13 protein-coding genes are annotated in these 14,850 nt (G+C 74.8%); 8 read left to right on the top strand and 5 right to left on the bottom strand.

Going from position 1 to position 14,850, the window contains the following annotated elements; translation table 11 throughout:
- Positions 1 to 12 precede the first annotated feature (12 nt).
- The 4 genes from ACIF8S_RS21745 (at position 13) to ACIF8S_RS21730 (ending at position 5,487) form a co-directional block, all read left to right on the top strand.
- Positions 13 to 612, top strand: coding sequence for a molybdopterin-dependent oxidoreductase (locus ACIF8S_RS21745; protein ID WP_400000980.1), 600 nt, complete (start codon positions 13 to 15; stop codon positions 610 to 612).
- Between the two features lie 179 nt (positions 613 to 791).
- Positions 792 to 1,769 carry an alpha/beta fold hydrolase gene (locus ACIF8S_RS21740; protein ID WP_400000978.1) on the top strand — a complete coding sequence of 326 codons (978 nt, stop codon included), beginning with the start codon at positions 792 to 794 and terminating at the stop codon, positions 1,767 to 1,769.
- A 711-nt stretch (positions 1,770 to 2,480) separates the two neighbouring features.
- Entirely contained in the window at positions 2,481 to 3,293 is an 813-nt protein-coding gene (locus tag ACIF8S_RS21735) for an alpha/beta fold hydrolase (RefSeq protein ID WP_400000976.1), read from the top strand.
- Between the two features lie 124 nt (positions 3,294 to 3,417).
- Positions 3,418 to 5,487: a SpoIIE family protein phosphatase gene (locus ACIF8S_RS21730; protein ID WP_400000975.1), complete on the top strand. Its 2,070-nt coding sequence runs from the start codon at positions 3,418 to 3,420 to the stop codon at positions 5,485 to 5,487.
- An 18-nt stretch (positions 5,488 to 5,505) separates the two neighbouring features.
- Here ACIF8S_RS21730 and ACIF8S_RS21725 read toward each other — a convergent pair whose 3' ends face one another.
- From ACIF8S_RS21725 to ACIF8S_RS21715, 3 genes are read right to left on the bottom strand one after another with little or no spacing between them, the layout of a single operon-like run.
- Positions 5,506 to 6,534 carry an NAD(P)/FAD-dependent oxidoreductase gene (locus ACIF8S_RS21725; RefSeq protein WP_400000973.1) on the bottom strand — a complete coding sequence of 343 codons (1,029 nt, stop codon included), beginning with the start codon at positions 6,532 to 6,534 and terminating at the stop codon, positions 5,506 to 5,508.
- The gene (locus ACIF8S_RS21720) at positions 6,531 to 7,046 is read right to left on the bottom strand and encodes an isoprenylcysteine carboxyl methyltransferase family protein (protein ID WP_400000972.1); all 516 of its coding nucleotides are present in this window, start codon (positions 7,044 to 7,046) and stop codon (positions 6,531 to 6,533) included. The genes ACIF8S_RS21725 and ACIF8S_RS21720 overlap by 4 nt, the downstream gene beginning before the upstream one ends.
- A gap of 10 nt (positions 7,047 to 7,056) precedes the next feature.
- On the bottom strand, positions 7,057 to 8,211 hold the full coding sequence (locus ACIF8S_RS21715) for a type III polyketide synthase (RefSeq protein WP_400000970.1): 1,155 nt from the start codon (positions 8,209 to 8,211) through the stop codon (positions 7,057 to 7,059).
- 7 nt (positions 8,212 to 8,218) lie between these two features.
- Here ACIF8S_RS21715 and ACIF8S_RS21710 point away from each other — a divergent pair, with 7 nt between their 5' ends.
- Positions 8,219 to 9,121 (top strand): UbiA family prenyltransferase, encoded by a 903-nt coding sequence (locus ACIF8S_RS21710; protein WP_400000968.1) that lies wholly within the window; start codon positions 8,219 to 8,221, stop codon positions 9,119 to 9,121.
- Between the two features lie 318 nt (positions 9,122 to 9,439).
- On the opposite strand, the gene ACIF8S_RS21705 is transcribed toward ACIF8S_RS21710, so the two are convergent.
- A complete protein-coding gene (locus tag ACIF8S_RS21705; protein WP_400000966.1) occupies positions 9,440 to 10,498 on the bottom strand; it encodes a DNA topoisomerase IB in 1,059 nt (352 codons plus the stop codon).
- 201 nt (positions 10,499 to 10,699) lie between these two features.
- Here ACIF8S_RS21705 and ACIF8S_RS21700 point away from each other — a divergent pair, with 201 nt between their 5' ends.
- Complete coding sequence (locus ACIF8S_RS21700; protein ID WP_400000964.1) at positions 10,700 to 11,536, top strand: MBL fold metallo-hydrolase; 837 nt, start codon at positions 10,700 to 10,702, stop codon at positions 11,534 to 11,536.
- Positions 11,537 to 11,856: 320 nt separating this feature from the next.
- On the top strand, positions 11,857 to 12,639 hold the full coding sequence (locus tag ACIF8S_RS21695) for a ribonuclease BN (RefSeq protein WP_400001219.1): 783 nt from the start codon (positions 11,857 to 11,859) through the stop codon (positions 12,637 to 12,639).
- A gap of 18 nt (positions 12,640 to 12,657) precedes the next feature.
- Here ACIF8S_RS21695 and ACIF8S_RS21690 read toward each other — a convergent pair whose 3' ends face one another.
- Entirely contained in the window at positions 12,658 to 13,815 is a 1,158-nt protein-coding gene (locus tag ACIF8S_RS21690) for a galactosyldiacylglycerol synthase (protein WP_400000963.1), read from the bottom strand.
- A 178-nt stretch (positions 13,816 to 13,993) separates the two neighbouring features.
- On the opposite strand from ACIF8S_RS21690, the gene ACIF8S_RS21685 reads away from it, so the two are divergent.
- On the top strand, positions 13,994 to 14,845 hold the full coding sequence (locus ACIF8S_RS21685) for an SDR family NAD(P)-dependent oxidoreductase (protein ID WP_400000961.1): 852 nt from the start codon (positions 13,994 to 13,996) through the stop codon (positions 14,843 to 14,845).
- The last annotated feature ends 5 nt before the right edge of the window (positions 14,846 to 14,850 follow it).

The following is a 14,850-nucleotide window of genomic DNA, read 5'->3' as shown; positions in this document are numbered from 1 at the left end:
ACGGAGTGAGCCGTGAGTTCTTTTTCGCCCGGCTTCCGCGGACGCGGCCGGTCGTTCGTCGACCGCCTTCCGCCGGGGCAGTATCCGACCGAGTCCTTTCCCGTGCTGTCGGCGGGTCCCACGCCGGAGGTGTCCACCGACACGTGGACGTTCACGGTCACCACGGAGCACGGCGAGGAGCGCCGCTGGACGTGGGACCAGATGATGGCGCTGCCGCAGGAAGAGCCGGTCCGCGACATCCACTGCGTGACCCGCTGGTCGAAGTTCGACACCCGGTGGCGCGGGGTCTCCTTGGACACGTTCCTGGAGGGTGTCGACACGGACGCCGCGTTCGCCGTGGCGCACAGTTACGGCGGCTACACGACCAATCTCCCGCTCGCCGACCTGCGCGGCGGCAAGGCATGGGTGGTCCACGCCTACGACGGCTTCGCGCTGTCACCCGAGCACGGAGGTCCCGCACGGCTCCTGGTGCCGCACCTGTACTTCTGGAAGTCGGCGAAATGGGTGCGCGCACTGCGCCTCACGGCCGAGGACCGGCCGGGTTTCTGGGAGGGCGGCGGCTACCACAACTACGGGGACCCCTGGCGGGAGCAGCGGCACCGGGGTGACTGACACGCGGCCTCCCCCGGCGTGATCCGCCGGGGGCGAGGCGTGCCGAAACCTGACCGCCGTGATCTTCACCCGTGCGTCGTCCGTGCGGTGTCACCCGCACGGACCACCGGGCGGTGCCGTGCAACCCCCGCGCGTGCAGTGTCGTCTCAGCAGACTTCGCCCACGCAGAAAGAGCGGTCATGACGCACATACGGCACTCCGCCGCGCGGCGGACACTCGCCCTCGCGATCCTCCTCCCGGCCCTGGCCCTGATGACGGCCGGCCCGTCCGCGGGCTCGGAGAGCGGAGGTGACACCACGCCGCACCAGGACGCCAAACCGACCGTCGTCCTGGTGCACGGTTACTGGGCGGACAGCTCGGGCTGGACCCAGGTGATCGAGAACCTCCAGGCCGAGGGCCACCGGGTGATCGCCCCCGCGAACCCGCTGCGCAGCCTCTCCGGCGACGCGGACTACCTGGCCACCCTGCTCAAGACGATCGAGGGACCGATCGTCCTGGTCGGCCACTCGTACGGCGGCGCCGTCATCACCAACGCCGCGGCCGGCAACCCGAACGTCGAATCCCTCGTCTACATCGCCGGGTTCGCCCCGGAGAAGGGCGAGAGCGCGTTCGAACTGGCGGCCAAGTACCCCGGCAGCCGCATCACGGACGACCCCACGGCTCCCGTGCCCACCTCCCTGAACGCCGTGCCGCTGAGCGACGACCCCACCGACGTGGACCTGTACCTCAAGCCCGACAAGTTCAGCGACGTCTTCCTCAGCGACCGGCTGGAGGCCGACCGGGCCGCCGTCCTGGCCGCCGCCCAGCGGCCCGGCACCGTCGCCAGCGGCAACGAGCCGACCGAGGCGACCGCGTGGAAGGACATCCCGTCCTGGTTCCTCGTGCCCACGGACGACCGCACCATCGGCACCGCCAACCTGCGCTTCATGGCGGAGCGGGCCGGTTCCACCACCGTCGAGGTCGACGGACCGCACGCCGTCATGGAGACCGCTCCCGACGAGATCACGGATCTGATCCTGCAGGCGGCGCACGACTCCTCCCGGCCCGCCCTCGCCGACACGGGCGCTGCCGAACAGCTCACGGTCCTCGGCGGCGCCGCCGTCCTCGCCCTGGCCACCGGCACCGGCCTCGTCGCCATCGCCCGCCGCCGCACCTGAACGCGGTCCTCCGCCCGAGCGCCGCTCGGGCGGATGGCATGCTCTTGGGCTGACGGATCGAGGCGGAGACCTTCCTCGCCCATCTGCGGACCGCGGCCGCCGGCATCCTCGAACGCTTCCCCGCCGGGCTGAGGGACGAGATCCACGCTCTGGCTCGGCGACACCGCATACGACGCCGACGACGCGTGCGTCGCGTTGGAAGAGCGTGAGTAGGGTCCGGGATTTCTCGACGACCACGCGCCCATACGTACCTTCCGAGACGCACGCCCAGCCCTCTTCTCCGCAGCTCTGGGCTTTCTCGACCACAAGGACCCCGGCATTCGCCACACCGCCCTCGTCACCGCCGTCCCGCTCGTCGAGCATGCCTTCCTCACCCGGCATCAGGCCGCCCTGGCCGACCACGCCCGGCGCCTGCTGGCCACCAGCGCCGATCGGCGTCACCGGGACCGCGCCCCGGACGCGATGCGGGCCTGGGGACACGACACGAGCAGTCTGGAGAACGAGACCGACACGGCGGCACGCCGGCGCTACGCCCTCCTCGCCGCCGCCCACGCTTCCCGGCGAAGCGGCTACAGCGAAGACTCGCCGTTCTGACCCGGCGCCGGGGCGGACGAGACCGGCCCCGACCCTGGGTAAGGAGTCGCGTTGCGGCCCCTCGGGGGGTGTCGGAGACTGGCCGGGGGCGGTGGCCGTCCCGGAAAGGGCCGGAGCATGGGCGACTACGCGGACCTGCCCGGGGTCAGGACGTGGTACGAGACCGAGGGGTCCGGTGACCCGCTGGTCCTGCTGCACGGCGGCTTCTGCACCAACGACACCTGGGGCGCCCAGCGCGCCGACCTCGCCGCGGCCCACCGTCTGTACCTCCCCGAGCGACGGGCGCACGGGCACACCCCGGACGTCGAGGGACCGCTGACCTACTCCGACATGGCGCACGACACGGTGGCGTTCCTTGAGGGCGTGGTGGGCGGGCCCGCGCATCTGGTGGGCTGGAGCGACGGCGGCGTCGTCGCCCTGCTCGTCGCCCTGGCCCGGCCCGACCTGGTGCGCCGCACGGTGGTGATCGGCACCAACTTCCGCCCGGCGCCCGAGTCCTTCGTCGAGCCGGAGATGCTCGACGCGATGACGCCCGACGGCGTCGAACTCGCCTTCTTCCGCGAGCTGTACGAGGCCGTCAGCCCGGACGGTCCCGCCCACTGGCCGGCCGTGACGGCACGGGTGATCGACATGTGGCGGACCCAGCCGGCGCTCGACCCCGAGGACCTGGCCGGGATCCGCTCCCCCACGCTCGTCGTCTCCGGCGACGACGACCTGGTGACCCTGGAGCACACCGCGGCCCTGTACCGCGCCCTGCCCGACGCCCGGCTCGCGGTCGTCCCGGGCGCGTCGCACCTGGTGCCGCTGGAGAAGCCCGCCGAGGTCAACCGGATGATCCTCGAACACCTCGCCGGGGGCGAGGTCGAGACGATGATGCCGGTGCTGCGCGCACCCGCGCGCGGGCCGTTCGGCGGGGACACGGTCACCTGACAGCTGCCGCCCCGCCTTTGGATGCCTCCGGTACGGATTCGGCGTAGTGTCCGGATATGGGTGATGTTCGGGCGGAGGCGGCCGACGGGCCGGTCCCGCCCCCGCCGGGGCGGGCGGGTGACTGATGGACACCGCGATGGCCGACGTGGTGCGGGAGACCCGGGCCTCCGGTGCGCTGCTCTACGCCCTCACCCCCGACCGCAAGGCCCTGTGGCTGATCATGGTGTCGGGCGCCCCGCACGAGGTCGTGGCCCCCTGGAGCAGGGTGGCGGTGAGCGACCCGATGCCGGTGGCCGACGCCGTCCGCGAAGAGCGCCTGGTGTGGGTGAACGGGCAGGTGGAAATGGCCCGCCGCTACCCCCGGCCGGCGGTGGTGCTGCCCTACGACTTCGCCCTGGCGGCCGCGCCGGTGCCGTCGGACGCCGGGGTGCACGGCGGGCTGGTGCTGCTGTGGCCCAGCGGCCATGCGCCGCAGCTCAGCCCCGCCGAGCAGGAGGCCGTACGGGTGGGCTGCCGCCGGCTCGGTGACCGGCTGCGCCAGGCCGCCGAGCGGGGCGAGGAGCTGCTGCCCGCCGGGCGGCCGCGCATCCTGCCGTCGGAGCCGGGGCGTGCCCCGACACCCGCGGAGGCGTCGGCCGGCACGGCGCTCCTCGACCGCCTCCCCGGCGGGTACGTCGCCTTGGACCTGAACGGCCGCATCACCCTCGTCACCCCGGCCGCCGCCGACCTCGTCGGTGCCGACCCGGACCGTCTGATGGGTTCCCTGCCCTGGGAGGCCCTGCCCTGGATGGACATCCCCCATGTCGAGGACAGGTACCGGGCGGCCCTGATCAGCCGGCGGCCGCAGGCCTTCCGGGTGCTGCGCCCGCCCGGCACCTGGCTGTCCTTCGAGCTGTATCCGGACCGCTCCGGCATCAGCGTCCGTGTCGACCGGGCCGACGAGGACGAGGACACCCGCGCGCTCGCGGCGAACGCGCAGGGACCCGGCCGCGCCACCGTGCTCTACCACCTGATGCACCTGGCGACCACGCTGACCGAGGCCGTCGGGGTGCAGGACGTCGTCGACCAGACCGCCGACCAGCTGCTGCCCGCCCTCGGTGCCCAGGGCATGGTGCTCATGACCGCGGAGGACGGCCGGCTCAGGATCCTGGGCCAGCGCGGGTACAGCAGCGAGCTGATGGACCGCTTCGACGGCGCGCCGCTGAGCCGGGAGATCCCCGGCGCGGCGGTGCTGGCCACCGGGGAGCCGGGCTTCTTCCCCTCCTTCGCTGACATGGCGCGCTCCTACCCGGCCACGACGCACGAGGACGGGATGGCCGCGTGGGCGGTCCTGCCGCTCATCGCGTCCGGCCGGCCCATCGGTTCCCTGCTGATCTCCTACGACCGGCCGCACGCCTTCCCGCCGGGCGAGCGCGCGATCCTCACCTCCCTGGCCGGGCTGGTCGGACAGGCACTGGACCGGGCGCGCCTCTACGACAGCAAGGACCACCTCGCCCACCGGCTGCAGTCCGCCCTGCTCCCCCACAGCCTGCCCCGCATCCCCGGTCTGCGGGTCGCCGCCCGCTATCTGCCGGCCGCCCGCGGTCTGGGCATCGGCGGCGACTTCTACGACCTCATCCGCCTGGACGAGCACACGGCGGCGGCCACCATCGGGGACGTCCAGGGGCACAACGTGGACGCCGCCGCCCTCATGGGGCAGGTCCGCACCGCCGTCCACGCCCACGCCACCGTCGGCGCGCCCCCGGACCACGTCCTGACCGGCACCAACCGCCTGCTCACCGACCTGGACCCCGGTCTGTTCAGCAGCTGCCTGTACGCGCACCTGGACCTGGGCCGGGGACGGGCCTGCCTGGCCACCGCCGGGCATCCGCCGCCTTTGATGCGCCACGGCGACGGGCGTACCGAGCTGCTGGACATCCCGCCCGGGCTGCTCCTGGGGATCGACCCCACGTCCCGCTATCCCTCGCTGGAGTGTGCTCTGCCGCCCGGCTGTGTGCTCGTGCTCTACACCGACGGCCTCGTCGAGGCACCGGGTGTGGACCTCGACGACGCGACCGCCGCCCTGGCCGGCCTGGTGGAACAGGGTGATCCGTGCGACCTGGACGCCATGGCCGACACGCTCGTCCAGCACGCCCCCTCCCCCGGCGACGACATCGCGCTGCTGCTGCTCAGTCCAGATCCGGAGGCGCGCTGACGGTCACCGGCCTCCGGGTCACCCGAGCGCGTTGACGACCGCCCCGAACAGGCGGGGCAGGCGCGCCGCCACCGGCACGATGCGAGGGCCGAGCGCGGGCTGCTGGCGTGCCCGGACCAGCAGTTCCGTCAGGAGCCGGTAGCGGCGGGTCGCCCGGTTCCAGTCGGCGTCGTAGCGGCCGGGCGTGCCCCGGCACAGGTTGGCGACCAGGGCGCGGGCCCCGGTGAGGGCCAGGCAGACGCCCTCGCCGGTGAGCGCGTCGACGTACCCGGCGGCGTCGCCGACGAACAGGACCCGGCCGTGCACGCGGGTGCGGGAGCGCTGCCGCAGCGGTCCGGCACCGCGCACCGGAGTGACGGCCGCGTGCGGCGGGAGGCGGGCCGCCAGGTCGGGAAAGTCCGCCAGTTGGGTGTCGTACGGGGCTCGCCGGGTGGTCAGCAGGGCCACACCGACCAGTTCGGGGCCGAGCGGGGTGACGTAGGCCTCCGTGTCCGGTCCCCAGTGCACCTCGACGTGCGCCGACCAGGGCGGCACGGCGTAGTGGCGGCGCAGCCCGTAGCGGGGCGCCGTGCGGGTCCCGCGGGCCAGGCCGAGGGCGCGGCGCACGGGTGAGTGCAGGCCGTCGGCGGCGACCAGCCAGCGGGCGCGCAGTCCCGCGCCGGGCACGGTCACCCCGGTGGCGTCCTGCCGTACGTCGTCCACGCGCAGCGGGAGCACCGGCACGCCCGCGTCCAGCACCGCCCGGTGGAGTATCTGGTGCAGGTCGGTGCGGCGGACGCCGAGGCCCTGTTCGTGCCGGAACTCCGCCTGGACCCTGCGGTGCCCCTGGACGTAGCGGATGCCGGTGAGGGGGTGGCCGGGGACGTGCAGGCCGAGGGCGGTCAGGGCGCGGACCGCGCCGGGCATCAGGCCTTCTCCGCACGCCTTGTCGACGGGCGCGGGGCGCGGTTCCGCGACGACGGTGTCGAGCCCGGCGCGGGCGGCGTGGAGGGCGGTGGCGAGACCCGCGGGGCCGCCCCCGACGACGAGGAGGTCGGGGTGGCTCACGCGGGCACCGCCCGGGTGAGGGCGGCGTTCTCGCAGCGGATGCGCACGGTGAGCAGGACCGCGTTGGCCAGGGTGAACAGGGTCGCCGTGATCCACGCCGAGTGCACCAGGGGCAGGGCGACGCCCTCGACGACGACGGCGACGTAGTTGGGGTGGCGGAGGAGGCGGTAGGGACCGCGGCCTACCAGGCGGGCGCCGGGGACGACGATGACGCGGGTGTTCCAGTAGGGGCCGAGGGAGGTGATGCACCACCAGCGCAGGGCCTGGGCGAGGAGGGCGAGCGCCAGCGCGGGCCAGCCCAGGGCGGGCAGGAACGGGCGGTCCGTGAGCAGGGGTTCGAGCAGGCAGCCCGCCAGCAGGCCGGTGTGCAGGACGACCATGACGGGGTAGTGGCCGCGGCCGTGCTCCACCCCGGCCCGGGCGCGGGTCCACGCCGCGTTGCGGCGGGCCACGACGAGTTCGGCGAGGCGTTCGACGGCCACGGCGAGGAGGAGAAGCGTGTACCAGGGCACGGCGGGCACCTCACCAGCGCAGCAGGACGAGTTCGGAACAGAAGCCGGGGCCCATCGCCATGAGCAGCCCCCAGCTCCCGGGTTCGGGGCTCCAGGTCTCGGTGACGCCCTGGAGGATGTGCAGGACCGAGGCGGAGGACATGTTGCCCACCGCGGCGAGCGAGTGCCGCGCCGGGTCGAGGGCGTCGTCGGGCAGGTGGAGCGCGTCGGTCACGGCGTCCAGCACCTTGGGGCCTCCCGGATGGCACACCCAGGTGCCGATGTCCCCGGTGGTCAGGCCGTGTTCGGCGAGGAAGCCACGGACCTGGCCGCCCAGGTCGCGGCGGACCAGGGCGGGGACGGCGGGGTCGATCACGACGCGGAAGCCGCCGGCGCCGACGTCCCAGCCCAGGAGGTGCTCGGTGCCGGGGTACAGGTGGCTGCGGGTGGCGATCACCGCGGGCCCGGCCGGCGCCGCACCGTGGTCGCCGTGGCTGTCGTCGAGGCGGGCGCCGCGGGCGACGAGTGCTGCCGCGCCGTCGCCGAACAGGGCGCCGGCGACCAGGTTGGCGCGGGAGTCGTCGCCCTTCTGGAGCGTCAGCGAGCACAGTTCGACGCAGAGCAGGACGGCGGTGCCGCCGGGGTGGCCGCGCAGGTAGTCGTGGACCCGGGCGAGACCGGCGGCGCCGGCGACGCAGCCCAGGCCGAACACCGGCAGCCGTTTCACGTCGGGCCGCAGGCCGACGCGCCCGGCCAGCCGGGCGTCGAGCGACGGGGCGGCCACCCCGGTGATGGACGCGCACACCAGCAGGTCGACGTCGGCCGGGGCGAGGCCCGCCCGGGCCAGCGCGCCGGTGAGCGCCCGCTCGGCCAGGCCGAGGCCGGTCGTGAGCCAGGCCTCGTTGCTCTCGCGGAAGTCCCGGAGTGCGGCGTACCGCTCGATGGGCAGGGCGAGATGGCGGGTGCGCACACCGGCGGACGCGTGCAGCCGGCGGAGCACGGCCCGGTCGGCCGCCGGGACCAGGCACAGGTCGCCGATGGGCTCGGTGAGGTCTTCCTGGCGGTAGCGGTGAGGGGGCAGCGCGGTGTGCACGGCGGCGATGGTAGTGACCGCCGGGACGCCCGGGCGGGGCGTCGCGGCGGGCTGCGGGGAGGACGGTGGGTCGGCGATGAGAGGGACACGCATGTCGGTAATGACTTCCACACCGACGGCGCCCGGCTACCTTGCACCCGTGTCCCACCACCCGTCTGGGGTTCTCCCGCGTACGGCACCGCGCCGTGTCCCGGCGCTGCTGCGCGCCTGTCATCCCGAGCCGGCGGTGGCCGTCACGCTGTTCGTGACCGCGCTGGCGGTGACGGCGGGCCGGGGGTTCGCGGGTTCGGCGGCGGTGGCCTCGGCGGTGCTGGCCGGTCAGCTGTCGGTGGGGTGGAGCAACGACGCGGTGGACGCGCGGCGCGACACGGCGTGCGGGCGCCGGGACAAGCCGGTGGCGGCGGGCCGGCTGCCGGCGCGGACGGTGGCCGTGGCGGCATGGGCGGCACTGGGGCTGTGCGTACCGTTGTCGCTGCTCAGCGGGGTGGCTGCGGGGCTGGCGCATCTGGCGGGCGTGGCCGCGGGCTGGAGCTACAACCTGCGGCTCAAGCACTCGGTGCTGTCGCCGTTGCCCTACGCCGTGGGTTTCGCGTCCCTGCCGGTGTTCGTCACCCTCGGTCTGCCGTCGCCCGCCTGGCCCGCCTGGTGGGCCGTGGCGGCGGGGGCGCTGCTGGGGGTGGGGGCGCACCTGGCGAACGTTCTGCCGGACATCGAGGACGATCTGTCGACGGGGGTGCGGGGGCTGCCGCAGCGGCTGGGCCGAACGGCCTGCCGGTGGCTGGCGCCGCTGGTCATGCTGACGGCCGTCTGGGTGGTCGTCGCGGGACCGCCCGGGGCGGCGGGCCGCGGGGGGCTGTTCCTGGCCGCCGTGGCCGGGACCGTGGCCGTGGCGGGTACGGCGCTGGCGGCGGGGCGGCACAGCCGGTGGCCGTTCCGGGCGGCGATGGTGGTGGCCGCCATGGCGGTGTCGCAACTGCTGCTGCACGGCACGCACCTGGCGTGACCCCGTTTGCCCCCACGCCCCACTCCCCCGACGCCCCGGATCCTGGGCCCACGCCCCGGGCTTCACGCGACCCCGGCGCGACGGGCTCAGTGGACGCGCCCCGCAACTCCCGCGCGCGACGGGCCCCACGGGCGTAACGCCCGGACCCGCACCCGCGCCCTCCTCCCACCGCACCTCGGCCCCGCAGGCGTGACCTGCGCTTCACGCCGGCGCTCCACGCTCAGCAGACGCGCCCCGACTCCCGCGCGCCGGGCCCCACGGGCGTGACCCGCGCTTCCCCCCCGCTCCGCGACAGGCCCTGCGGGCGCGGCCCGCGGTTCACGCCGCCTCTGCCACGGGTGTGGTGAGGTCCAGGGGTGGGGAGCCGGTGCGGAGCATGCTCAGGACGGCGCGTTCGGTGACGCCCTGGGTCGCGGGGATGCCGAGGGCGGCCTCGTCCCCGAGGTGGGGCAGCGCGGGCGCCACGGTCACGCCCTCCTCGTACAGCTCGATCACGCGGGGGTTGATGTAGGAGGCCCGGCAGACCGCGGGGGTGTTGCCGAGGTAGCCGGAGACCTCGCGCGCCGCGCGGGCGATGGCGCGCCGCCGGGCGGTCTCGCTGCGCGCGACCGGCTCGGACACGGCCAGCGCCACGGCGGCCATGACGGTGGCGTGCCAGGTCCGGAAGTCCTTGGCGGTGACTTCGAGGCCGGCCAGCTCCTTGAGATAGGCGTTGACGTCGGCGTTGCTCACGTCGTGCCAGGCGCGCCCCTCCCAGTAGGCCAGGAGCCGGTCGCCGCCGCCCCGGCGGCGCAGCAGCGCGGTGAGGCTGCGGCACGCGGCGGGGTCGGCGACGGTCCGGATGATCTCCTTGCCGTGTTTGCCGGTGTAGCTGAACAGGACCGCGCCCGACCGGCAGGTCGAGTGTTCCCGCAGCAGCGTGGTGAGTCCGTAGCTGTTGTTCAGTTCGGTGTACCGCTCGCTGCCGATGCGGAAGAAGCCGAGGTCGAGCAGGCGGACCGCGGTGGCGAGGACGCGGGAGCGGGTCAGGCCCCGGTCACCGAGGTGCCCTTCGACGGCCTCCCGCAGGGCCGGCAGCGCCTCGGCGACGTCAAGGACGTGCTCGTGCTTGGCGGCCTCCTGCTCGGCCCGGAAGCGCGGGTGGTAGAGGTACTGGCGCCGTCCGGCGGCGTCGGTGCCCACGGCCTGGAGGTGGCCGTTGGCCCGCTCGCAGATCCACACGTCCGTCCAGGCCGGCGGGATGACCAGCGCGCGGATGCGGGACAGCTCCTCGCGATCGCGCAGGGGTTCGCCCGCGACGTCGAGGTAGCGGAAGCCGCGCCCGTGGCGCAGCCGGCGGTACCCCGCGTCGGTGGGGCGACTGTGGTGGAGACGCAACCGGACCTCCCGGCGTGGACCGTGGAACCCGTCCGGCACGCGCGGCGGGCGCGCGTGCGGGGAGGGCGAGAACTGGAACCTGGGGCGCGGGTACCCGCGAACGCGGTTACGGCACGCGCGCGGCTCCGGCGGGTGTAGGACGCTCCGGCCGGATCACCCGGGTCGTGCTCGGGACGCCGTAGGCGGCGGAGGGAGTTCCTCGTGCAGCGCACACCGCCCGTGGGCACCGTGGAGGTGCAGTTCATCGGCAACGCCACCCTGCTGATCCGGTACGGCGGCCTCACCCTGCTGACCGACCCGAACTTCCTGCACCGCGGCCAGCGGGCGCACCTCGGCTACGGGCTCGTGTCGCGCCGGCTGACCGAACCCGCCGTCGACGTCGCCGACCTCCCGCACGCGGACCTGGACGCGGTGGTGCTGTCCCATCTGCACGGCGACCACTTCGACCGGGTGGCCCGGCGCCACCTGGACCGGGGGCTGCCCTTCGTGACCACCCCGCACGCCTCACGCGTCCTTCAGGGGCTGTTCGGCTTCCACCGCGCCTTGGGCCTGCGCACCTGGCAGAGCCACACCCTGCTGCGGGGTGACTCGCTGGTCCGCGTCACCGCGCTGCCCGGACGTCACGCCCCGGGTCCGGCCCGCCGGCTGCTGCCGCCGGTGATGGGGAGCCTGCTGGAGTTCGGTGACCGGTCCGGAGAGATCCGCCTGGTCCTCTACATCTCCGGCGACACCCTGATGTTCGACGGCCTGCGGGAGATCGCCCGCCGCCACCCCGACATCCACCTGGCGGTGCTGCACCTGGGCGGGACCACCCTGCCCGGCGGCATGGTCGTCACCATGGACGCCGAACAGGGCGCCGACCTGCTGGACATGATCCGTCCGCACCGGGCGCTCCCCGTCCACTACGACGACTACGGCGTCTTCCGCTCGCCGCTGACCGACTTCCTCGCCGAGGCCGGGCGGCGCGGGCACGGCCGGCGGATCCTGCGCTGCGCCCCGGGTGAGCGGGTGACGGTCGGCGGGGACACCCGCCGCTGAGCCGGACGTCACCCGAACGGACCGGACACCCCTCCGGAAGGGTGCTCGGCGGGGCGTGGACCGCCGTAGTCGTCGTTGCGGACGGGGACCGCCGGGCGGGGCGAAGTGGCGGGCCCGGTCACGCACGCCGGATGATGGGCGCGGAGAGCGGAACGGGTGCCGTGCGGCGCCCCGGTCCGCCCCCGGTGCGGGGCGAGACGGTCCGACCGCGCCGCGGGTGACTTCGCGGCGTGTGCCCGAGCAGGCGAAGGAGGGGCACCGTGAGGCGGTTCCTCGGCGTGCTCCGGAACGTCTACAGGTGGCTGGGTGCCCACACCCTGATGGCGCGGGGCCGTGAGCTGGAGCTGATGCACCGGGCGACCGGGTTCGCCACCATGGCGCTGGTGACCCTGGCGCCGCTGCTGATCGTGGTCGCCGCCGCGGACCCGCTGGCGAAGGGCGGTTTCGCGGCGTGGCTCGCGGACGGCATGGGGGTGACCGGGGAGTCCGCGCGGGTGCTGACGGAGATCATCAGCCCTCCGCGCAAGGTGGTCGGCACCACGAGCGTCTGGGGCGGACTGGCCCTCGCCGTGTTCGGCGTCGCCCTGGGCGGCAGCGTCCAGAACGGCTACGAGCGGGTGTGGCAGCTGCCTCCGGGCCCCTGGCACCGGGTGTGGCGCCAGGCGCTGTGGCTGGCCGTCCTGACCGCGTACCTCTACCAGGAGGTGCAGACGCGCACGACGCTGTACGGGCCCGAGCGGATCGCGTTGACGACGACGACCGGCGTGCTGTTCTTCTGGTGGGGTCAGCGCTTCCTGCTCGGTGGCCAGGTCAGATGGCGGGACCTGCTGCCGGGCGCCGTCGCCACCATGGTCGGGCTGGTCGGCCTGCGGATCTTCTCGTACTACGTCTTCACGCCGCTGATCGTGGAGAACGCGATCAGCTACGGCACGGTCGGCGTGGTCCTCGTGGTCGAGTCCTGGCTGATCGGCGTGGGGTTCGTCGTGTACGGCGGCGCCCTGTTCGGGCACTGGCTGCTCAGTCACCACGGCCACTGGCACCCGGGGCATCTGCACCGGCACCGGATGCGGGATTCCGGCCGGGAGCAGGCCGACACCGAGTGACCACGCGCCGACGGCGGCTCATGCCCCGCGCGTGGACGGTCCGGCGGGGCGGTGCGCCAGGGCCGCCGCGCGTGCCAGGACGTCGGACCGGAAGAGCGAGGACCCGGTCCCCGGCCGTTCCGCGAGAGGCTCGGTGGTGAGCCGGTGCAGGACGCGCAGGAGTGAGGGTCCGTCGGCGGTGGCGTCGGAGAGGCCGAGTTCCGCCATCCGGCGCACACCGTCGGCGCCGTGGCCGGGCAGCGGGCGGTGGCCGACCACGGGCAGCCCGGCCGCGAGGGCCTGCACGGCGGTCTGGCCGGCGGCGTTGTCGACGAGCGCGCGGACGGCGTGCAGCAGGCCGGGCATGTCGTCGACCCAGTCCAGCGCGAGCGCGCCCGGGACGCGGGCCGTGCGGGTCCGGAGCGCCTCGTTGCGGCCGCACAGCACCACGGGCAGGTAGCCGGCCCCGGCCAGCAGCCGGGCGGTCTCGCCGAGACCCGCCGCCGCGCCCCAGGCGCCCGCGGACAGCAGCACGGCCGGCCGGCCCGGGGCGAAGCGCTCGAAGCGGTCCCGCCAGGCGGCGGCCCCCGGGGCGGGCGCGAAGAATTCGGGCGCCACCACCGGACCCGTCGTCTCGACACGCGCCGGAAGGGAACGGCGGACGTCCTCCGCGGCCTGTTCGGTGAGGCAGAAGTAGGCGTCGTTGCCCGGGTGGAGCCACTGCCGGTGGACGGCGAAGTCGAGGACGAAGACGCCGCTCGGGACATTCAGCCGGCCCCGCGTCCTGAGGTGACCGGTCAGCTGGGCGGCCAAATGGAAGACGGGGACGACGACGTCCGCGCCGGTGTGTGCCACGAGCCGGACCAGCCCCTCGCCCGCCAGCCGGGCGAGCGGGACACCGCTGGGGCGGGCGCCGTCGCCGGGGCGCAGAAACGCCCGGTAGAGGCCGTCGTACACCCAGGGCGCGTGCCGCACCGACGTCCGATAAAAGGTGCGCAGCCCGGATCCCGTCCCGTACGGCAGGAGCCGCATCAGGTCGACGGTCTCCGCCTCGTGGCCCTGCTCGCGGGCGCGGCGGGCGAGTTCCCGGGCCACCGTGTCGTGGCCGGCGCCCATGCTGGCGCTGAGCAGCAGCACCCGGCGGGCGTCACCCGCCGGTGCGGTGCCTCGGTGCGGGACCGGGAAGGACGAAAGCACGTCTGGTGAGTCACCCTTTCACTCGCCCCCGAAACGCCCGGCCCGCGGGCCGGTGAAACGCCCGGCGCGCGTTTCGGCGGTCCCTGACCTGGATACTCCGGGGCTCACGCCCTCCCGGACGACGGGAGTGGTCACAGCCGGCCGCTTCCGGTGTCCGCCCAGCAGCCGAGGTCAGCCCATGCCCCACGCACCCTCCCACGCCGGTACGGCCGGCGCCTCCGACACCCGGACACCGGCCGCCCTCCCCGGCGACGCGCGGGCCCGTCCCGGCGGTGCGCCGGCCCGACGCCCCGGGACGGCGCTGGTGACCGGGGCCTCCTCCGGCATCGGTGCCGCCGTGGCACGCCGACTGTCCGCCGAGGGATGGCGTCTGGTGCTCAACGGCCGGGACGCCGGCCGCCTCGGCGAGGTCGCGGCGGGGGCCTCCGCGGCGGTCTTCCCCGGGGACCTCACCCGGCCGGCCGCCGAGCGGCGGCTGACCGGTTTCGCGCTGGAACAGGTGGGCCGGCTGGATCTGCTGGTCGCGTGCGCCGGGGTCGGCTGGGCCGGTGACTTCACCACCATGAGCCGCCGCTCCTTCGACGAGGTGATCGACGTCAATCTGGTGACCACGCTGCGCCTGGTCCGGCAGGTGCTCCCGCACATGGTGGAGGCGGGTTCCGGCCGGGTGGTGCTCGTCGGTTCCCTGGCGGGCTCCGTCGGGGTGCGGGGCGAGGCCGTCTACTCGGCGTCCAAGGCGGCGGTCGCCGCGTTCGCCGACGCCCTGCGGTACGAACTGCGCGGCACCGGCGTGGGGGTGAGCCTGATCGTGCCGGGGGTGGTCGACACGCCGTTCTTCGAGCACAGGGGCGCGCCGTATCCGCGGAACCGGCCCCGGCCGGTGCCGCCCGAGCGGGTCGCGGACGCCGTGTGGCGCGCCGTCTCGCGCGGCCGGGACGAGATCTACGTCCCCGGGTGGTTGCGCCTTCCGGCCAGGGTGCGCGGCGCGGCGCCCGGCCTGTACCGGCGGCTGGCCGCCACGTTCGGCTGAGGACA

This window comes from Streptomyces sp. NPDC085937 (genome assembly GCF_044540535.1).
Classification (GTDB): Bacteria; Actinomycetota; Actinomycetes; order Streptomycetales; family Streptomycetaceae; genus Streptomyces.
Note: the sequence above shows the minus strand (reverse complement) of the source record. Positions and strands in the feature narration are given on the sequence as shown.

Coding starts and splice junctions, on each gene's coding strand:
- ACIF8S_RS21740 (WP_400000978.1), top strand. CDS start 792: ATGACGCACATACGGCACTCCGCCGCGCGGCGGACACTCGCCCTCGCG.
- ACIF8S_RS21685 (WP_400000961.1), top strand. CDS start 13,994: ATGCCCCACGCACCCTCCCACGCCGGTACGGCCGGCGCCTCCGACACC.
- ACIF8S_RS21710 (WP_400000968.1), top strand. CDS start 8,219: ATGACTTCCACACCGACGGCGCCCGGCTACCTTGCACCCGTGTCCCAC.
- ACIF8S_RS21715 (WP_400000970.1), bottom strand. CDS start 8,211: ATGCGTGTCCCTCTCATCGCCGACCCACCGTCCTCCCCGCAGCCCGCC.
- ACIF8S_RS21730 (WP_400000975.1), top strand. CDS start 3,418: ATGGACACCGCGATGGCCGACGTGGTGCGGGAGACCCGGGCCTCCGGT.
- ACIF8S_RS21735 (WP_400000976.1), top strand. CDS start 2,481: ATGGGCGACTACGCGGACCTGCCCGGGGTCAGGACGTGGTACGAGACC.
- ACIF8S_RS21695 (WP_400001219.1), top strand. CDS start 11,857: ATGGCGCGGGGCCGTGAGCTGGAGCTGATGCACCGGGCGACCGGGTTC.